Here is an 18,928-nt window from a genome sequence, read left to right as displayed (position 1 = left end):
GGGGCTCACTCGTCGTTGGGGCCCGCCTCAGCCGATTCCCCGCGACCCGGGCCGAGCTCCCCCGGGAAGGTCCAGGTCCCCTGCAGCGCGATGGCGTCGCACAGCGCGGTGACGGTTTCGCGAATGGCGACGTGGGGGGTCGAGAACGCGATGTGCGCCAGGGCGAGGGGGTCACCGGGCACTTCGATCCAGTAGTCGAGGAACAACATGGGGACGTCGGAGCCGCCCAGCTCGGGTGCCCCGAAACGGTTGCGGATCGCACGCAGCACGCGGTCTCCGCCGGAGTCCACGACGGTGAGCTCGTCGTCGGGGGCGCAGGACTCCTCCATGTGGGCGCGCATCGTGGCGAAAGCGCCACCCGGGTTGTTCGTCATGATCTTCCGCCAGTAGGTGACGACGGACAGTGCCAGCGTCACGGAGCGGATACGGGCCGTGGAGAAGGCGAACTCCAGTCCGCCGTTGGCCTTGGCCTGCGACGAGGCATCATCCAGCCATGCGCGCATCTCCTGGCGCAGCAGGGCTCCCGCGTCGGAGAGCTGGCGCGTCCGGTCTTTGACGAGGCGGCGGATCCAGCGTTCGCGTTCGGCGTTGTCAGCGGCGAGGTCGATGCGCGCCCAGTCCCCGGACAGGTTGAGTGTGAAGCCCGTGGGAGCCGGCAGGGGTCCGCCGTCCTGACCGGAGGCGCCGTCTTGGACGGGTCCGCTGCCCTGCTCGGGGGTGCTGGTCCGGGCGGGGGCACCGTCTTGGGCGGGGCCGCCCAGCTCTTTCTCGGTGGCTGCCTCGGCGTCGGAGCGGATGAGTGCGAAGAGCTCCGAGGGGAAGACGACCCGGTCGGCGCCCCCTGGGACTGGATCGACGGCGACAGAGGAGATCAGGTCCGTTCTGCGCCCCACGTAATCGACCAGGCTGGCGCCGTGCCGGAAGATGAAGAGCGGACCCGTTGCCGCGAAGTCGTTGAGGACGGCCGCAGCGCTCGAGTAGATGCTGAGTTCCGCTTTCGTGTCCTCGTCGGCGCGCCAGGCGATCAAGCGCAGTACGCCGTCGTCGTCGAATGCGACAGGCAGTGCGACGGGCTCCTCCGCTAGCGCTTCGAGGGCGTCGGCGGGATCCTCGTGCGCCCCCTCCAGGATCCGCGAGCCGAGGGATTGCAGTGGGGCCACGGGCAGGATGCGGTAGTCCCCCACCTGCGATCCCAGACCCGCCTGGTCCTCGCTGGCCGCCAGGGAGAAGACCAGGTTGGCATCCACCTCGATGCGCCCTTCAGCAACTGAGGCGCGCCCGGCCTCCCCGGCTCCAGCGGTGGTGGTATCGACCGCGATCCTGCCGACGAACGGCCCGATATCGACGGGGAGGTCGGGCAGGAGGATCTGATGGACGGGGGAGTCGTGGTCGGTTCCGCTCATAATCCCATCCTAACGGTCAGATTCGGGGCTGGAACCCTTCATGACGGCACGGGCCACGGGAAGGGAGCGGGCGCGGGGGGTGGTGTGTGGTCATCAGTCGTCCTGGGTGTTGTGGTGGGGGTCGATGGTGGTGGTGAGGAGGGTGTCGATGGTGTCCCAGAAGTCGATGTCGAGTTCTGGGTCCGCCCGGGGGTGCCATAGGTCGGCGCGTCCGGGGCACTGGCCGGTGATGTCGAGGGTGACGATGTCTCCGGTGGGGCTGCGGTAGAAGGGGTAGCAGCCTTTGGCGCGTTCGTGCAGCCCCTCGTCGTCGATGCCCAGACTGGTGAACTGCCCGGTGGAGAACTCGTTGATGTCCCTCACCTGGTAGATGCCGGTGGACGGCTGCGCGCACGAGAGGAATCCGTCGTGGAAATGGCTGTACAAGGGCCAGATGTCCAGGACCAGGTCCCACACTGAGTGGATGTTGCACTCGTACCCGGCGTCGCGCTTGCGCGGCCATGAGGGGTACATGGCGTCGCCGCCGTAGTAGTAGAGGGTCTGGCCCGTGGAGTTAATGAGTGTGTAGATGAAGACGTACCGTTCCCCCCACTTCGCGATTTGCGCGTCGTGCCCGCAGCGCTCCAGGAGGTCGATGGTCTTGGGCAATGTCGCGCCCATGGTGTACCGCAATGTGTAGACTATGACTTTCCCGCTTACTTCGGAGGCGCCGAGGTGGGCAGTTCCCCAGGGGGAACGGACGGGGAGGGAGCGGATAGAATCCTCTAGGAGGATCACCGCGCCTTGGTCTGACATGAGGCGGTTGAGTTCGTCCAGTTTCGCCTGCTCGGCCAACTGGCGCCTCCTGCGCCAGGGCAGAATAGCCATCAGCGGTCTCCTCTTCCGCGGGCGCGGGGGTGGTGTGTGATCATCAGTCGTCCTGGGTGTTGTGGTGGGGGTCGATGGTGGTGGTGAGGAGGGTGTCGATGGTGTCCCAGAAGTCGATGTCGAATTCTGGGTCCGCCCGGGGGTGCCATAGGTCGGCACGTCCAGGGCACTGGCCGGTGATGTCCAAGGTGACGATATCTCCGCCGGGGCTGCGGTAGAACGGGTAGCAGCCCCTGGCCCGCGCCCGCAGGTCTTCGTCGTCCAGTCCAAGGTCCGCGTACTCCCCGGTGGAGAACTCGTTGACGTCCCCCACCTGGTAGACGCCGGTGAACGGCTGGGCGCACGAGACGAAACCGTCCTGGAAGTTGCGGTAGAAGGGCCACACATCCAGGGCGCGGGACCACACGGCCCGCACATTGCGCCCATACCCCACCTCACTGCTCAGGGGCCACGACGGGCGCATGGGATTGCCCCCGAAATAGTAGACGGTCTCCCCGGTCGAGTTGACCAGCGTATACACCACGACATACCGCTCCCCCCACTTCACGATTTGAGCGTCGTGCCCGCAGCGCTCCAGAAGGCCGACGGTCCGGGGAAAATTGTTGCCCTCGGTGTACCGCATCATGCCTGAAACGCTCCTTCCGCCGATTGCGGAGGTTCTGCGGGCGATGCTCTCCCAGAGTGAAGGTATGAAGACGGGGTAGGGCGGACCCTCCGCGAAGCCCACCGTCCCCCCGTAGGACATGAGGCGGTTGAGCTCGTCCAGTTTCGCCTGTTCGGCCAACTGGTGCCTCCTGCGCCACGGCAGAATGGCCATCAGCGGCCCCCTTCGTCGTCGACCTCATCGACTTCGTTGGTCGTCGGCGGTTGCCGCCTTTGGTGGATCAGCGGGTAGTCGATCGGGTCCAGGTCATCCCCGAGCTGGGCGTCGAGCATTTGCCACAAGTCGATGTCGAACTTGAAGTCCCCTCCGGTGCTCCAGTAATCGACGCGCCCAGGGCACTTGCCGACCAGGTCCACAGTGAGCAGGGAGCCCGAAGTGTGGTGGTAGAAGACGTAGCAGCCCTTGGCCCGGTCGCACAGGGCGTCGTTGTCGAGCATGTCGAAGTTGGGGAAGTCCCCGCTGCGGAACTCGTTGACATCCACGAGTTCGTAGAGCTGTAGGTCTCCGCCTGTGGAGTAGAGGAATCCGTCGTGGACGTTCTCGTAGAAGGACCGCAACTTGGCCGGGACCCGGTCCCACACCGCATGGACGTTGAAGTCGTACACCGACACGTACGAGGGCCAAGTCCTCTTGGGCTCGTCCTCGCCCGGCCATGTGGGCTGGTAGGGGTTTCCCGCGCAGTAGTAGGACGTCCCGCCCTCGGGGTCAGTGAAGGTGTAGACCACCAGGTAGCGCTCACCGTCCTCCCACATGGCCAGTTCGGCGTCCCGCCCGCACCGCCTGATGAAGTCCACAGTCTTGGGCAGCACATCCCCCACGTAGTGGTCCATCCGGTCCGCCATCACCCCCACCCGCTCAGCAGGCGACAAAGCGGGCAGGGCCCGCCACTCCTCCGGCAAAGGAGCCCCCGCAGGCGGGGCCCCCTCCACGAAACGCAAAGGCCCGTGCCCACACGTGTGGGTGTTCAACTTCTCCAACTTCGTGAGCCCATGCCCCTTATTCCGCGAGAACAAGCCCATCAGACTCCTCCTGCCACTATCTGGTCGATCATGTACTGGATGCGCTCCTGCGGTCTGTTGGGCCTCGGCGTCTCAGCGGGTGCCCGTTATCCTCCGTCCCAGTGGGGTATGCGGGGGGCGGGTTCCCATGCTTTGCTGAAGCGGCGCTTGCGGGGCAGGTACTCCTCGGGGAACCACCAGCCGTTGTGGCTGGGTTTGTCGTAGCGCTCCGCGCTTCCTTCGAGGTCCACGAGGACTCCGTGGAAGCCGGGGTACCTGATCAGGCACGATGCGCCGTTCTTCGCCTTCGCTTCGATCCATTCGGCCAGGAGGCCGGCGTAGGCGGGGCCCAGCCACACCAACCACGCCGGGATCGCGGGCAGCCCCAGGAGGCGGCCCGCCTCGTCCACCACGACCACCCGCTTCGCACTGGCCTTGCGGGTCGGACGCGCGACCCCCGACCCGCAGTCGTACCCGTAGAGCAGCTCGCACGTGGCGACCTCGGCCCCCAGGTCCTCGGCCGCCAGCGCCACGAACTCGCGCAACTCGTCCAAGCACACCACCGCGAGGCCGGAAGCGAAAGCGTCCAGGGGGACCGTGCACGACAGCGTGTACAGGCCCGGGCGTCCGCTCCCCGCCGCGGGCCGTCGCAGCTGCACATCCCCCCACGGCGGCCCATAACGCAGGTAAAGCGGACCGCCCCTCATGATCGACTCCACAGCGGGGCGCCGCAGGGGACAGCACTGGGGCAGGTGCCGCTCCAGCGCCGCCGCCCACTGCTCCAGCGGCGCCGCCTGCGGGTCCGGGCGCCCGTACCACGACAAGTGGAGGGCGGGAGAGCCCGGCTCGCGTTTACGGGTGATCGGCCCGGACGCGAAGGAGTAGTAGCCGCCGACGGGGTCGGTGTAGTCGATCGCGTTCCCCTGGAAGAAGGGGGCGTACACCCCGCCCACGCGTTCGGCGAGCCGGGCGAAGCCCGCCTCCACCTGGCGGCTGGCCTCCGTCTCCTCCCCCTCCGACTCCAAATAGGACTTGTCGACCTCCGCACTGTGAACGTGGGCCGAGCCACCAAAATCGCGTGCGTGGGCCACCCACCTGACGAAAGCGGGATTGATCGACAACGACGCCTCCGGGGCGATGACGAACCAGCAATCCCCGATCACCACATCCACCGCGCCCCCGTCCAACGGGCGCACCCTCCCCCACCGGCCGAACGCGGCCTCCACATCCTCAATACCAACCGGCCCACCAGCAATGATGTTGTACTCCATGACCCAGGACACGCCCCAGCCCCCCACTTCCTTGACGAACTACGAAACAACGAACACACACCCGCAGGCCAGCCCCTACGGACCGAACCCCTGCGCGCCGTGCCCCACCCCCGACCCGGCCACAACGGGAGCAACAGCCCGCGCACCGACCGCGTACTCCAAGGAGTGGTACTCGATGCACACCTGCTTCAGCAAGTCTATTCCCGTTTCGCGAGCGTGCGTCGCGAACTTCTCATTGATACTCGCGACGAGGTTCTCGAGGCCGGTAGTTGATTGGGTGTAGTACTCGGGACGGAAAATGTGCAGCGTCGCATCACGGCTTCCCGCGCTCACGAGTTTCGTGAAGTCGCCGAGCTGCGGATTACCCGGAATGTCTTCCATCCACTTCACGTCGCCGAACACCTTCCCGAATGGCGAATCGAGGAACACATCCGGTTTCCGGCCAATAACCTCCCCGATTTTCTTCCCAGATGTTTGCACCATCCGGAACGTGGCCTTCGGCGCTGTGGAGTTGATGAGGAGTATTTCCTCGCCTAAGCGGCCCACGGCGTTGTTCGCGTTGTTGGCCGCTTTGATGCGCGCCCACGCCCCGGGGCGCAGCAGGGTCCGCATCCCGATGCGCCCGGCGAAACGGAGCGTGCGGAGCCTCCGCATCCCCGCGAGAGTCCCCATGGCCCCCTTAGCCATCCCCGCGAGATTCGCCATGTGTTTGGCCGTGGTGCGGCCGACCTGTTGCGCGACCCGGCTCGCCATTGCCTTGCACATGAACGTCCCCACGCCCTTCATGGCGCCCAGGCCCAGGCAGCCCAGGGCGGCGAAGGCCACCGAGATGAGCGCCTCCATCCACGACTCCTCCCCGCCGACAGCCAGCGCGACGTGCGCGATGGCCGCGACGATCCCGCTGATCGCCGAGATCGCGAACAGCACGCCCGCCAGGGCCTGCCCGATCACCGGGATCCAGCACACCAACAACCCCAACAGCCCCGTGATCGCACTGATCATGTCGCAGACCGCAGCCACCCACGAGGCGATCTTGGCCCCCCAGTCGTCCCACCACGAGTCCCCCAAACCGTCATCACCGGCCCCGTCGATGGCGTTCTGCGCCTTGACCGCCGCCGCGTCGCGCTCGCCCATGGCGCCCAGGACCACCTGCCGCTGGGCCCGCACCCGCCCCCGCGCCGCCTCCGCGTCACCGTCCGCAGTAGTGGCGGCCCGCTCGTAGCGCGCCCGGTCATCAGCCCCGTCCCCCTGCTCGGGGTACTCGCCCGCGCTCTCGCGCATCCTTCCGGCGCGGGCCACCGCCTCGTCCACGTCCTGCTGGGCCGACTTCGCCGCCGCCAGCGCGTTCAACGAATCCGTCTGCGCCCGCTCCAACGCCCCCGCGTACTCCACCAGCGCATTGCCCGCCGAACGGTAGCGCCCCTCGGCGACCTCCACCTTCGACAAAATGTCATCACGGGTCTCCAACAATGCCTCCACCGCCTCAGACCCCCGCGAACCCCCCGCGTCCAAAGCCCGCAGGGAATCCGCGCACCTCCGGATCGCGTCGGCGACCCCCACGTAGTCGTTCCCGCCCGCGCGCACCACCACAGGATCCCCAGGAACCGGATCCGAATCGAACCCCACCACAGACCAATCAACCGGACGCACCAAGGCCCGCCAACCCCTCCTCAACCAGACGAAGGCGCTCCCCCACACTAACCCCACCCACACCCAAAAGAAAGAGACGCACAACACCACCAGGCCGAAAGAAGGCCAGCGACGGGAGCACAGGCCCCCAGAACCAGGCCCCGGCAGGACCGGAGCCCTACGCGCCCGGTTGCTGCCCGGGGCGGGGCGCGGCCCCGCTGTGGGGTTGCGCGCTCCCGGCGTTCGGCTGCTGCCCGGGCTGGAAAGTGGCTCCGCCGTAGGGCTGCGCGCCATCAGCGCCCGCCTGGGGCTGCTGCCCGGGCTGGGGGGCGCCCTGGGCCAGGGCCGCGTTGATCTGCTCGAACGCGGCGTTGATGATCTTCTTGTTGCGCCCCTCCTGCCCCAGGGTGGGCATGGGCCACTGCGACTGCGCCGTGACCTCGACGACGACCTGGCCCTGCTGGGGGACGAGGCCAATGGTGACGTTCACGCCCCAGGTGAAAGCGGTGGTTGGCGTGGAGTAGCAGATCACGCGCATATTGGGGTCCGCCATGTCGGGTGTGTACCCCAGTGCGTAAACGGCGGCGAAGGCGGCCAGGTACACCTGCTCGTAGGTGCCGGGGAAGTTCGCGGATAGGGTCGTTGTCCGTGCGAATAGTGCCATGGCCCCACTCTAGTCCCGCCGCGTGGCGGTTGGAAGGCCCGCTCCCGTGCGCGGGCCCGCCTTGCAGGGGGGCGCCCCGGGCGCGCCGGGTCAGTCTTCGGCGGGAACGGCCTCGTCGGACAGGACCAGGGGGTTCCGGGCGTGCCGGGTCAGTCGAAGACGGCGGCCACCAGGGGGTTGCGCGCGATGTAGGAGTCGAGGACGCGGCGCGCCGCCCGCACGGAGTCGACCAGGGGGTGCTGCGCCAGCGCCCGCCAGGCCAGGGACTCGTCACGGCGCCGCACGGCCTCGATGACCAGGTCCTCGCAGGCCTTCACTGATTGCACGAGTCCCAGCGGCGCCCCGGTGAGGGGGGGCGACGGGGCGCGGGTGGATGCCGTCCCCGTCGACATCGCAGGGGACCTCGACGACCGCCTCGTCGGCCAGGGACGCGATGGCCGCGCTGCCCGAGTCCGCGTTGCCGACGTCGAGGACCATGCGCGCGGGCTCCCCGGTGGACAGTGCGGTCATGAGGTCCAGGGCGACGCGCTGGTAGCCGCCGCCCGCGATGTCCTCCTCGCGGCGCCCGTCGCGGTCGTCCTCACTGCGCGCCTCCGCCATGTACGTCGCCTCCCGGCGGGCGTGGGCGGCCTCCCACAGCGCGCCCGCCCGGGCGGGGTCGGCGGCCACCGCCTCGTAGAACTCCCCCTGCTGGGCGTCGAGGAACTCCCCGCGGGTGCGCGAGCGGGCCACCCCCGCCAGCGCCTCCCGTTGGCAGTAGTAGTAGAAGAGGTACTCGTTGGGCACCGCGCCGATGGCCCGCAGCCAGTCGGCGCCGATGGTCCGCGCCTCCTCGAGGGCGTCGAGGCGGGCGTCGTCGGCCAGCAGGCCGGGCAGCAGATCCATCCCGTCGACTCTCAGGGAGCGCAGCCAACCGAGGTGGTTGAGGCCCACGTAGTCGAAGTCGGTGCCCGTGCCGCTGCGCTCGGCGGCGCAGGGGTCCAGTCCCAGCGCGGCGCAGGTGCGGCGCACCAGGGAGATGGGGGTGTCGCAGATGCCGACGACCCGGCGCCCCAGGACCGAGCGCATCGCCTGCGTGATGATTCCGGCGGGGTTCGTGAAGTTGATGACCCACGCCCCGGGCGCCGCGCGGCGGACGGCGCGGGCGAGGTCCAGCGCGGGCCCGAGGGTGCGCAGCGCGTAGGCGTATCCGCCGACGCCGACGGTCTCCTGGCCGAGCAGCCCCTCTTCCAGGGCGCAGCGCTCGTCGAGGACGCGTCCGCACGTGCCGCCGACCCGCATCGCCGAGAACACGAAGTCCGCGCCCGCCAGCGCCCCGTCGAGGTCCGTGTGGGAGGTGACCGGGGGGGAGCAGGGGTAGTCCAGGGCGGTGAGGACCGCTGTCATCGCGCGCAGGCGGGAGGGGGCGGTGTCGTGGAGGGCGACGTGGTCGACGACCAACTGGGCGTGGGGGCCGGCGCCGGCGCGGGCGCGCGCGAGGACCTCGATGATCTGGGGGACGCGGAATCCGCCCCCGCCTACGATGGCGAGTTTCATAGGGCTCCGATCGGTGGTGGGCTTCCAATCCTAATGCGGGTCGCGCCTGTGCCCGTAGCCGACGAGGCCGACGGTGAGGGCGGGTGCCCACAGGAGGATCATCGGGGCGTAGGCTGCGACCAGGACGGCCACCTGCCAGTGGTTCATGCCCTCTGCGGGGGTCCATCCGTCGGCCAGGCCCAGCCAGATGGCGCCGAATCTGATCGCCAGGGTGCCGTTGATGAGGTAGAGCACGGCGTTGCCGGTCCCGCCGACCACGAGGGGGAGGAGCCGGGGGATCTCGCGTCCGCCGAGGCGGGGCACCCAGCGGGGGACGCGCTCGCCCCAGGGGTGGATGAGGCCGAGGCACAGGACGCCGGCGGTCACCTGGACGACCTCGAGGCTGAGGATGTAGGCGGTGCCGGCCACGGTGGACTTGAATAGGTCGGCTTGGGCGAATCCGACATCGGCGCCGGAGAACAGTGCGACCCTCCACACCACGGGCAGCATTGCTGAGGCGAAGGCCGTCCAGCAGGCGGCGCGCGCCCAGCGCTGGGGCGGGCGCCCGGTCGCGGGGTGGCCCCCGGTCCGAGAACTCATGCCCCACATGCTAGGGGGGGTGGTGGCCGCCGGTTCAAGACGCGGACGCCCGCGCGGTTGCCGGCCGGGCGCCACCGTCCCGGGTCCCAGGCCCGGGACGGTGACTCGGGGCGTTGACATGCCAATCTGGCTCTGGGGCCGCAGCAGCCCGGATCCCCTCGGCTGGGAGCACACCCAGGGGGTTCGCTCCCAGCCGAGGGGATCCTGTTCTCCGATGCGGTTGCCGGGCTCGGGGCCTCACTCCCAGCGGAAGAAGCGCGCCGCGGCAGTGGCGCAGACGGCGCCGAAGACGACCAGCACCACTGCGGCTGCCCAGTGCTGCCCCCATCCTTCGCCCGCCCATAGGCCCTGGGTGAGGTAGGTGAGCTGCGTCATTGGCGAGTACTTCGCGACGGAGAGCACCCCGGGGGGCAGTATCGCCAGGGGCACCGCCGCACCGGAGGTGAAGATCAGCGGGTACATGAGGATGTTCCCCAGCCCCTGCGCGGCGCCCACGTTGCGGAATCGCCCGGCGATCAGGTAGCCCGGCGCCAGGAACGCGGCCAGCCCCAGCATCGTCGCCACCAGGGCGGACACGAAGGCCCCGGCCGACGCGGGGCGCACCCCGAAGCCGAGGGCCGCGATGGCGTACATGGCCGTGAAGGACACCAGGCCCAGGACCATCCGGGAGACGACATCGGCTGCCAGGTAGAGCGCGGGGTTGAGCGGGGTGGCGCGGAACCGCCGCAGCACGCCCGCGCCGCGCTGGGCCACCAGGTCCACGGGGACGATGATGAGCGCTGTGATCGCGATTACGATACCCGGGAAGGCGGTGAAGTTCGCTTCGAGGAACCCCTTGCCGCCGAACTCGGGTGCCGGGTTGTTGCCGAAGATGAGGCCCATGCACGCGATGAACGCGGGGGCGAAGAGGACCGCGAAGATGACGGTGACGGGTTCGCGGAGGGCGCGCATCGCGGTGACGCGGCACAGTTGGACGAAGGTGCGCATGGCTCATGCCTCCTGACGCATATCGCGGCCGGTGAGGGCGAGGAACACGTCCTCCAGGCCGGGGGAGCTGGTGCGGATGTTGGACACGGTGGCGCCGGTGGCCTCGATGGCGGAGACGGCGGCCTGGGGGATCCCCGAGCCAGCCCACAGCATCGACACCGCTGTGCCGGCGACTGCCACATCGCTGATGCCCTCGACGCCGTCGAGCGCGCCGGGCTGGATCGTGCGGGAGGTGCGCAGCTGGACCTTGGTCCCCTTCCCGAGGGAGCCGATGAGGCCCGGGACCGTGTCGAGCGCGATGAGCCGCCCGTGGTCGATGACGGCGACGCGGTCGCACAGGGCCTCGGCCTCCTCCATGTAATGGGTGGTCATGACCACTGTGGCGCCGCCCTGGCGGATGGAGCGCACCACATCCCACATGGCCAGGCGCGCCTGGGGGTCGAGCGCGGTGGTGAGCTCGTCGAGGAAGACCAGTTCGGGCTTGCCCAGCAGGGCGAGCGCGATGAAGACCCTCTGGCGCTGGCCGCCGGAGAGCTTGTCCACGTAGGAGCGGCCTTTGGAGGCGATGCCGAGCTCGTGGAGCAGGGCGGAGGGGTCGGCGGGGTCGGAGTACATGGACGCGAAGATGGCCAGTGCCTCGTCGACTGTGATCTTGGGCGGCAGGGCGGCGGTCTGCAGTTGGACGCCGATGCGCTCGCGCCACCGTTTGGTCGGGTGGGAGGGGTCCTCCCCGAGTACGTCGATATCGCCGCTGGTGGGCTGGCGCAGGCCCTCAAGGCATTCCATGAAGGTCGTCTTGCCCGCGCCGTTGGGGCCGATGATCCCGAAGATTTCGCCTTGGGAGACCTCCAGTGACACGCCGTCCACGGCGGTGAGGCTGCCGTAGTGCTTGGTGACATCCGCTGCGCGGATGGCTGGGCTGGTCATTTCTACTCCTGGTGGTGCGGTGGGGTGGGTGCGGATGTTGGGTTCACGAGGCGGGGGCTGGGTCGGCGGGTCCGGTGCCCGTTGGGGGCGTGGTGTCCGATCCCGGGGTGGGTGCGGCGTCGCTCGCTTCTGTCGGTGTGTCTGCCGCGCTGCCCGGTTCGTCGGCGCCGGGTGCCCCGTCGTCCGCCTCGGGGGCGAGTGGGGGCGGGGAGGCTTTGCCGTCCGCCATGGTGTCGCGGACGAGGGCTGCGAGGGGGTTGGTGTCGGCGTGCTGGGCGAGGAGTAGTGACAGGGGGACCAGGGCCAGGCCCTGGGCGGGGTCGGTGAGGACGACCAGCTGGTCGCCGGGCTCCAGGCCGAGGGATTTGCGCGCTTGGGCGGGGATGGAGATCTGCCCCCGCGTGCCCACTGTGACAGTTCCGAAGAATCCGCGCCCGCCGGGGCCGAGGTGTGCGGGGTTTCGTGGTGTCATGGTGTCAGCCTCCTTTGCTGAATCCGATATGACATGTAAACCATGTATATATGAATTATGCGCTTAGGGTGTGGGCTTTGCAGCCGTTCGTTTTGTGACTTATAAAACATTCTTTGTTGGATGTTGGTGTGTGGGGGGTATTGTTACCGCATGGATGGTTTTGATGAGGTGATCGCCCGTGTGGAGGGCGAGGTCGCCGGTGCGCAGGAGTTGGCTGAGCGGGCGCAGGGTTTCTTGGATTCGTTGGCGGACGTGCGTGGTGTGGGTGTTGATCGTGATGAGCGGGTGAGGGTGGAGGTCGACGCTTCTGGCAACGTGGTCAGCCTTGAGATCGAGGAGGCCCCGGAGCTAGGTGGGGCTGTGGTCGAGGCGCTGGAGGCGGCGCGGGCGGCTGCGGGGCGGAGCTTGGCCGGTGCGGCGGGGCGCGCTTACGGGGAGGACTCGGAGGTGGCCTCGCAGTTGGCCCAGGAGTACGGCACCGACGATGACGATGATGATGTCAGTGGGTACGGGGCCCGTGGTGGTTTCCGTGGTTGGCGCTGAGGCGGGGGAGTGATTGGTTGTGGATTGGGATGTGAGTTTCGAGTCGGACCGGTTCCGGGCGGCGGCTGAGGACGCGCGTCGGGTGGGCGATGGTGTCCAGGCGGCGATCAGTGCGGTGGGTCAGGCGAGTTCCTTGTCGGGGGCGCTGGGGATGTTGGTGGGGCCCTTGGTGGCCCCGGTGTTCGCGGTTGTCGAGGTCGCGGCGCACGGGTGTTTGCGCGCTGGTGGTGAGGCGGCGGCGGACATCGCGCGCAGGTTGGAGGAGTCGGCGCGGGTCATGGAGCAGTGCGAGCAGGAGGTTGCGGATGAGTTCGAGCGGATCGGAGGGCAGTTGTGAGTGCGTCGGATGAGCGGCTGGAGGTGCGCGACGGCGGTTCCCGGGACCAGTCGCGGTCGGGTTCGGGGCGCGGGGGGCTGGACACGATGCCCCGGCCTGCGGATGGGGATCCGCTGCCGTCTGCGCCCCGTGGCGGGTCGGGTTCGTCCAGCGGCTTCTCCGGTGGTGGGAATCCGTTCGTGGCGTCCAAGGAGGATTCGACGACGCCGTTGGCGGGGTCGGGCGTGCTGGACGATATCGAGGGGATCGCGACCGGGTTGAAGGAGGGGTCCTGGCTGGACGTGGGGATGTCCACGTTGGCGATGGGCGCCGATGTGCTGGGCGCGGTGGTCGATCCGCTGGGGACTTTGATCGCGTGGGGCGCGGGCTGGCTGATCGAGCACTTCAACCCGATGAAGGGCTGGTTGGAGCAGTTGGCCGGGGACGCGGACCAGGTGAAGGCCAATGCCCAGACGTGGGGGAACGTCGCTGAGGCGATGGGCGGCCTGGCCGAGGACTTGGAGATGGACGCCAAGGGGCTGATGGCCGACGCCCGCGGGGCCGCGGCCATGGGGTACTTGGCGGCCAACGGGGACGTGTCCAAGAGCCTGCGCACCGCGGGCAAGGCCGCGGCGGCGATGAGCGGGGCGCTGGGCGTGCTCGCGACGGTCGTCAAGGTCGTCCACGACCTCGTGCGCGACGCGATCGCCAACATCATCGGGACCCTCGCCTCGGCGATCATCGAGGCGGTGGTCACTGTGGGCTTTGCGATCCCCGCCATCATCGCCCAAGTCCAGATCAAGGTCGGGGCCAAAGCCGCCGAGATGGGCGCCAAGATCACCGGCCTGCTCAAATCCGCCAAATCCCTGTTCAAGCAACTCACCTCCCTCAAAGGCCTGCTCGAACTACTCAAATCCCTCCTCAAGAAAGGCAAACAAGGACTCAAAGGACTCAAAGACCTTGGTAAGAAGTTTCTGAAGGGCAAAAAGGGGACCGATCTCAAGGAGCTTGTGAAGAGCAGGAAGCGCATGTGGACTGCGGAGAAGGCGGAGAAGCGGGCAAAGAAACTCATCGAAAAGGGGAAGAAGGCGAACGCGAGGAAGAAGAAGTACATCGAGAAGATCGAGAAGCGCGGGCTGAGCACCTCTGATGTAAGCGCAAGTAATTGCAATAAGACTCTTAGGAAAATGCGTAAAAAAGGAAAGTCTATATTTGAAAGGAAGATGGTGCAGTGGGAGGCGAACCGGCTGTCCAAAGCGCGCGTTATGGAAAAGCGGGCAAGTGAGGATCTCGGGCAGTTGGGGGCGGAGTATGCGGCGAACAATTTTCATCCGCCGCGCCATGTGATTCCGGGGGTCGGGGGCTCGGGTGCTGGCAATAGGCGCTTCGATGTGCTTGCTGTGGATGAGCGTTTGAAGAATTTGGACTTCATTGAATCGAAAGGGGTAAAAGAGGGCAGGAGCCCACATATGGGACAGGCCACGGACATCCTGCCCAACGGGCAGAAGGTGAAACTGAGACAGGGTACACCCGAGTACCTCAATCACATCGCCCGCCAAGACAAGGAGTTCCTCCAATTGATGAGGGACAATCCGGAGTTCTGGCGCCGGATCAAGAATGGGGATGTACAACTCAATAATGTGGTTTCTGTCACTAACACCAGTGGGTTGGGTAGTACGACCTATAAATCAACGCCGTTCACGCTCGAGCAGAGGACCATAGACCATATCGACGCGCAATTGTGAGAACAGTGCTGTAGTATCAGAAGAATGACCCTATGGAGGTTGAGATGAGTCATGAGCTTCAGGCGGTTTCCACTGAGCGGGCTGTTGAGATCGTGCGGGCGTGGGCGCTGCACACGTGGCCGATGCGTGTCAAGGAGGGGGTGCGGGTCTACACCGATCTCGGTTTCCGTTGCGCGGGTTCTGATCCTGAGATGTTCACTTCGGATCTGTCCCCCGACGAGGACGTCTCCTACTTCACCAGCGATCATGGTGTCATTTCGAATGTGTGGCTGCAGTTGTCGAACGTGGTCCCCGAGGAGGGGTGGGCGGCGTCGTTGCCGCGTTCCAGGGAGGTCTTCGAGTCTTACGTCGCCGCGTTCTCCCAGGTGTTCGGCGCCCCCTACTCCAGGGAGAGCACGAAGTCGGATTTCAGCGCACAGTGGTTCCTTGACAATGGGGCGGGTGTGGAAGTCGGTGGGGATCAAGCGCTAGTCACCGCTTCGGTCGAATCACCGGAGTACGCGGGTTATCACCTTTCCGAGCTGGAGGACGAGGAGAACGGCATCCCGCTCGATTTCGATTACTTCTAGCCCGGCCGCGGCTATCCTGGCCGCGCCTTCCGGTGGGTCCGGCCTGGACACCACAGAGAAAAGTACGGGTGGATGCGGCTTGGCGAGGGTTGCAGCGATCAGTCAACGACCTAGTGGAGGGGAGTGGTGTGCCTGTGGAGTTCCAAGCCGTTCCTGTTGAGAGAGCTGTTGAGATCATGCGGGCGTGGGCGCTGCACACATGGCCGATGCGCGTCAAGGAGGGGGTGCGGGTCTACACCGATCTCGGTTTCCGTTGCGCGGGTTCTGACCGTGAGGCGTTCACTTCGGATCTGTCCCCCGACGAGGACGTCTCCTACTTCAACAGTGAGAACGGTTCGGTGTTCGGAGTGCGGGTGCAGTTGACGAACCTGGTCCCCGAGGAGGGATGGGCGGCGTCGTTGCCGCGTTCCAGGGAGGTCTTCGAGTCTTACGTCGCCGCGTTCTCCCAGGTGTTCGGTGCCCCCTACTCCAGGGAGAGCACGGAGTCGTCTTTCAAGGCTCAGTGGTTCCTTGACAATGGGGCAGGGGTCGGGCTGAACGGAAACCAGGCTCTGATCACCGCTTCGGTCGAATCACCGGAAGAGGCGGAGTGCCACCTTTCCGAGCTGGAGGACGAGGAGAACGGCACCCCGCTCGATTTCGATTACTTCTAGCCCGGCCGCGGCTATCCTGGCCGCGCCTTCCGGTGGCGCCCCTGTCGGCGCACGGCTAGAAGTAGTCCTGGTCGATGGGCTCGCCGCGCTCTTCCATCTCGAGCTCCCGCAGGAAGTCCCCCGTGCCCTCGGGTGAGTCCACAGACAGCTCCACGAACGCCTCGTTCCCCGCGAGCTCGACCATCACTTTGGTGTCGAGGATCCACCGGCGTGAGAAGTCCGTCCCCTCGTCCTCGAAGGAGAACGGCTCGCCGAGCACCTCCGTGTACGCCCGCACGCACTCATCGAAAGCCGCGCGCGACTTGGGCAGGGAGCGCTCCCAGTCCTCCTCGGGCACCCAGTTCGACAACCGCAACGACACCTCCCCCACAAGATCCCCCTCAACGACGAGGAACGAGTCAGCCTCCCGGGGCGACATGTCCGACGTGAAGAATGTCCGATCCCCCGGACGCGGAGTGAAACCCAGGCCCGTGTACACCCCGACCCCCTCGTCCACCGTCATCGGCCACCGGTGCAGCGCCCACGCCCGCATGATCTCAACAGCCCGCTCAGTGGGAACCGCCTCGAACTCCACGGACGCGTCGCCCCTCCTCATGTCATGCTCTCCTGCTGCCAAGCCATCCGCGCGAACCCACCACGCGTTCCCTAGGGTTCGCGTGTGTCACGAGTCGACCGCGGGCATCCCGAGCGACTGCCTCTCTCGCTCCTCGCGCAGGAAGCGCGCCTCGTCCGGCGAGTAGAGGACCAGCGACACCGACCCCTGGTTCGCCCCCAGGTTCAAGTAGACGCCGTTGGGCAAGAAGAACTCGGCGCTGCGGCTTCCTCCATCGTCCTCCACCTCCAGGGCGGGCGCAACGCCGTAGTGGTCACCGAGCAGGCCCGCGAAGCGCTCGAAGACCGCACGGGCCTCAACGGCGGCCCGGTCCCACGAGCCCTCGTCGGCGATATCGGTGACCGGCATCTTGAACATGTTCACGAACCCACGCACATGGGTGAAGAACGACGACGCCTCGTCAGGAATGGCATCGGACGTGAACACCCGGGGATTCTGGGGCGACTGCTCCCAACCGAAGCCCATGCACAGTGCGACCGCCTCCTCAACCGGCATCGGCCACGTGTGGCCGACCCACGCGTCGACGACCTCGGCGAAGCGCCGCTCCCCCACCACGCGGAACGTGAAGTCGTTACCCACCAGCCGCATCTCCCTTCGCTAGTGACCGAGTTCTATCATCAGGGATATCCATTCTCGGTTTCCGTTCCTCGGGTTCTGATCCTGAGGGTGTTCACCTCGGATCCATCCCCCGACGAGGACGTCGCCTACTTCAATAGTGAGCACGATCCGGTGTTCGGAGTGCGGGCGCGGCTGTCGAACCTGGTCCCAGGGGAGGAGCGGCTATCCGAGCCGCGGACTCCGCCGCCGTGAGCCCCCGCGCGCGCTTGGCGCCGCACCGGGACCGCACCGCGTCAGCGGGATCGCAATACGACTCCACCTATTCCTGCAGCTTGTCGACCCACGCGGCGTAGTCCTGGTTGAACTGCGCCCAGAAGACGTCGTCGAAGCGCACCTCATCCAGTTTGCCGTCCTGATTGCTATTCTCGTCGAACCAGCGGAGCCTGTCGTTCTGCTCGTCATAGAACAAACGGAGCTCAGTGCCCACCGGCATGAAGTAGACGGGAAGGATCATCGGCTCGATCTCGCCGGCATCGTTATAGGGGACGATCGCGAAGTTCCCGTCACCCTCGATGTACTCCGGGGTGTCGGCGCGGGAGTACAGGCGCCATCCCGAGTCCTCGGGGGCCTCGGGTTCGACGCGCACCAGCCAGCCGAGCGGCGCGTCCTCATTCAGGAACTGCTTGGACGCCAAGCAGTTCAACGCTCCGGGTATCCGTAGTTGCGGCATTCATCCTCCCATGCAGTCGAAGGGATCCGTGTCCTTGTGCCCCGTCAGCCATTCTACAGGGACCCTCTAGTGACCCGCTCCGGCCCTCACTGATCTGCGCTGGCCTGGTCGGCCGTGCAGTCGAAGGGGCCCGTGTCGCGGTAGCGCGTCAGCCATTCGAGGGCGAATCCCCCTCGGAGGAGGCGCGCGGCCTCCACCAGGTCGTGGCCCCCTCTGTCCGGTGTCGTGACATCCAGGTCGGGCGCCAGCAGGAAGGGCCGGTAGAGCGGGGCCATCTGGGCCCTGGTCCCCTTCCGCAGCAGCAACTCCTTCAAGGGGACCATGCCCTTGTCGTTGCGCAAGTTGATATCGGCCCCCATCTCGATGAGCCGCTCCGCGATCCGCGCGTCGCTCGCACTGTCCCAGTCCACCCTGCTGAACAGAACGTGGAGCGGGCCGTCGCCGTACGGGTTGGGAGGGCCGGGCACCGCGCCCTGCTCCAACAGGAAGTCCACCATCGCATAGCGGTCCTCCATGCTGTTGTTCCCCAGAGCCCACATCACCAACGACTTGCCGCCGTACAGCTTGCGCGCGGCGCGCCTGCGGAACACCCTGGCCCGCTTCCGGTACGCCCTGAGGAAATCCGCATAACTCCCCGTCCGGGCAACGATCTCCAAACCCATCACTCACTCCTCCTCCGGATCCGTGTTCTCACCCATGCGAGCCCTGTTCGACGAGTACAACTCCGGCCTGTAGTTCTTGGGATCCTGGAACCACTCCCGGAACTCTTCCGGCGTCATATCCTGCTCAATATACTGCTGATGAACAGTACGGTACTGCTGATCTGGCTTGTGCCCCATATCCCACACTTTATTCCGGGGCTGCCCGATCTCCCACTCGATCGGGGTCTTTGTCACAGGATCGCGCACGATGCCATCGGGAGACTTCCTCTGCGCACGGCGCCACGCCTCCTCGACCGTCCCCGGATGGCCCTTGGTTTCCTTTCGATAACTCGGACGCGAAATGGGCTTCCTGTTCTTATCCATCTTCAGATACGGACGGGGATCCTTCGGATCGACGACCAAACGCCCTTCCCTGTCGATATAGGTCGCGTACTTCCTCGGATCCAGTTTCAAGCGCATCTTCTTCCAGAACTTCGTTGGAACGTACCCCTTCTCCCTGGAAGCCTCCTTCGGAACCTTCTTTCCGAGGCCCTTGACGGTCT

Annotated in this window: 23 protein-coding genes; 5 read left to right on the top strand and 18 right to left on the bottom strand. The window is 66.8% G+C overall.

From position 1 onward, the window contains the following. Positions 1–5: 5 nt before the first annotated feature. The 13 genes from G447_RS0100685 to G447_RS12505 all read right to left on the bottom strand — a co-directional run bounded on the left by G447_RS0100685 (position 6) and on the right by G447_RS12505 (position 11,997). Positions 6–1,403, bottom strand: coding sequence for a hypothetical protein (locus tag G447_RS0100685; protein WP_005870857.1), 1,398 nt, complete (start codon positions 1,401–1,403; stop codon positions 6–8). A 93-nt stretch (positions 1,404–1,496) separates the two neighbouring features. Beyond that, positions 1,497–2,270: a hypothetical protein gene (locus G447_RS0100680; protein ID WP_026429662.1), complete on the bottom strand. Its 774-nt coding sequence runs from the start codon at positions 2,268–2,270 to the stop codon at positions 1,497–1,499. Positions 2,271–2,313: 43 nt separating this feature from the next. Then, entirely contained in the window at positions 2,314–3,087 is a 774-nt protein-coding gene (locus G447_RS0100675) for a hypothetical protein (protein ID WP_026429661.1), read from the bottom strand. Further along, positions 3,087–3,776 carry a hypothetical protein gene (locus tag G447_RS0100670; RefSeq protein ID WP_243442268.1) on the bottom strand — a complete coding sequence of 230 codons (690 nt, stop codon included), beginning with the start codon at positions 3,774–3,776 and terminating at the stop codon, positions 3,087–3,089. Before G447_RS0100670 ends, G447_RS0100675 begins: the two co-directional genes overlap by 1 nt. A gap of 263 nt (positions 3,777–4,039) precedes the next feature. Next, complete coding sequence (locus tag G447_RS0100665) at positions 4,040–5,215, bottom strand: pyridoxal-5-phosphate-dependent enzyme (RefSeq protein ID WP_243442267.1); 1,176 nt, start codon at positions 5,213–5,215, stop codon at positions 4,040–4,042. A 63-nt stretch (positions 5,216–5,278) separates the two neighbouring features. Further along, positions 5,279–6,832, bottom strand: a complete 1,554-nt coding sequence (locus tag G447_RS12345; protein WP_165577576.1) for a hypothetical protein — start codon at positions 6,830–6,832, stop codon at positions 5,279–5,281. Between the two features lie 178 nt (positions 6,833–7,010). Beyond that, positions 7,011–7,496: a hypothetical protein gene (locus G447_RS0100655; protein WP_026429657.1), complete on the bottom strand. Its 486-nt coding sequence runs from the start codon at positions 7,494–7,496 to the stop codon at positions 7,011–7,013. Between the two features lie 149 nt (positions 7,497–7,645). After that, positions 7,646–7,813: a hypothetical protein gene (locus tag G447_RS12510; protein WP_243442266.1), complete on the bottom strand. Its 168-nt coding sequence runs from the start codon at positions 7,811–7,813 to the stop codon at positions 7,646–7,648. Further along, on the bottom strand, positions 7,767–9,032 hold the full coding sequence (locus tag G447_RS10770) for a family 4 glycosyl hydrolase (protein ID WP_243442265.1): 1,266 nt from the start codon (positions 9,030–9,032) through the stop codon (positions 7,767–7,769). Before G447_RS10770 ends, G447_RS12510 begins: the two co-directional genes overlap by 47 nt. A 30-nt stretch (positions 9,033–9,062) precedes the next feature. Then, entirely contained in the window at positions 9,063–9,611 is a 549-nt protein-coding gene (locus tag G447_RS10765) for a hypothetical protein (protein ID WP_051226165.1), read from the bottom strand. Between the two features lie 237 nt (positions 9,612–9,848). After that, positions 9,849–10,598: an ABC transporter permease gene (locus G447_RS0100640; protein ID WP_005871800.1), complete on the bottom strand. Its 750-nt coding sequence runs from the start codon at positions 10,596–10,598 to the stop codon at positions 9,849–9,851. 3 nt (positions 10,599–10,601) lie between these two features. Then, positions 10,602–11,525 carry an ABC transporter ATP-binding protein gene (locus G447_RS0100635; RefSeq protein WP_026429655.1) on the bottom strand — a complete coding sequence of 308 codons (924 nt, stop codon included), beginning with the start codon at positions 11,523–11,525 and terminating at the stop codon, positions 10,602–10,604. Between the two features lie 43 nt (positions 11,526–11,568). Further along, positions 11,569–11,997, bottom strand: coding sequence for an AbrB/MazE/SpoVT family DNA-binding domain-containing protein (locus G447_RS12505; RefSeq protein WP_081697815.1), 429 nt, complete (start codon positions 11,995–11,997; stop codon positions 11,569–11,571). 150 nt (positions 11,998–12,147) lie between these two features. On the opposite strand from G447_RS12505, the gene G447_RS0100625 reads away from it, so the two are divergent. The 5 genes from G447_RS0100625 to G447_RS0100605 all read left to right on the top strand — a co-directional run bounded on the left by G447_RS0100625 (position 12,148) and on the right by G447_RS0100605 (position 15,823). After that, complete coding sequence (locus G447_RS0100625) at positions 12,148–12,540, top strand: hypothetical protein (protein WP_026429654.1); 393 nt, start codon at positions 12,148–12,150, stop codon at positions 12,538–12,540. Between the two features lie 19 nt (positions 12,541–12,559). Continuing rightward, complete coding sequence (locus G447_RS12835) at positions 12,560–12,877, top strand: type VII secretion target (protein WP_424141086.1); 318 nt, start codon at positions 12,560–12,562, stop codon at positions 12,875–12,877. Further along, complete coding sequence (locus tag G447_RS0100615) at positions 12,874–14,601, top strand: prevent-host-death protein (protein WP_081491408.1); 1,728 nt, start codon at positions 12,874–12,876, stop codon at positions 14,599–14,601. Before G447_RS12835 ends, G447_RS0100615 begins: the two co-directional genes overlap by 4 nt. Before the next feature lie 44 nt (positions 14,602–14,645). Next, positions 14,646–15,170, top strand: a complete 525-nt coding sequence (locus tag G447_RS0100610) for a DUF6301 family protein (RefSeq protein WP_026429652.1) — start codon at positions 14,646–14,648, stop codon at positions 15,168–15,170. A gap of 134 nt (positions 15,171–15,304) precedes the next feature. After that, entirely contained in the window at positions 15,305–15,823 is a 519-nt protein-coding gene (locus G447_RS0100605; protein WP_131295631.1) for a DUF6301 family protein, read from the top strand. A 55-nt stretch (positions 15,824–15,878) separates the two neighbouring features. On the opposite strand, the gene G447_RS0100600 is transcribed toward G447_RS0100605, so the two are convergent. The 5 genes from G447_RS0100600 to G447_RS11830 form a co-directional block, all read right to left on the bottom strand. Then, complete coding sequence (locus tag G447_RS0100600; RefSeq protein ID WP_026429650.1) at positions 15,879–16,418, bottom strand: DUF6301 family protein; 540 nt, start codon at positions 16,416–16,418, stop codon at positions 15,879–15,881. A 66-nt stretch (positions 16,419–16,484) separates the two neighbouring features. Then, the gene (locus G447_RS0100595; RefSeq protein WP_131295629.1) at positions 16,485–17,015 is read right to left on the bottom strand and encodes a DUF6301 family protein; all 531 of its coding nucleotides are present in this window, start codon (positions 17,013–17,015) and stop codon (positions 16,485–16,487) included. A gap of 298 nt (positions 17,016–17,313) precedes the next feature. Beyond that, positions 17,314–17,724, bottom strand: coding sequence for an immunity protein Imm33 domain-containing protein (locus G447_RS0100590; RefSeq protein WP_100215303.1), 411 nt, complete (start codon positions 17,722–17,724; stop codon positions 17,314–17,316). Positions 17,725–17,810: 86 nt separating this feature from the next. After that, positions 17,811–18,389 carry a hypothetical protein gene (locus G447_RS0100585; protein ID WP_026429648.1) on the bottom strand — a complete coding sequence of 193 codons (579 nt, stop codon included), beginning with the start codon at positions 18,387–18,389 and terminating at the stop codon, positions 17,811–17,813. Beyond that, the gene (locus G447_RS11830; protein ID WP_165577574.1) at positions 18,390–18,839 is read right to left on the bottom strand and encodes a GH-E family nuclease; all 450 of its coding nucleotides are present in this window, start codon (positions 18,837–18,839) and stop codon (positions 18,390–18,392) included. Between the last annotated feature and the right edge of the window lie 89 nt (positions 18,840–18,928).

The sequence above is a fragment of the Schaalia georgiae DSM 6843 genome (assembly GCF_000429245.1).
Lineage (GTDB): Bacteria > Actinomycetota > Actinomycetes > Actinomycetales > Actinomycetaceae > Pauljensenia > Pauljensenia georgiae.
The sequence above is the reverse complement of the archived record's forward strand: the minus strand, read 5'-3'. Positions and strand labels throughout refer to the sequence as shown.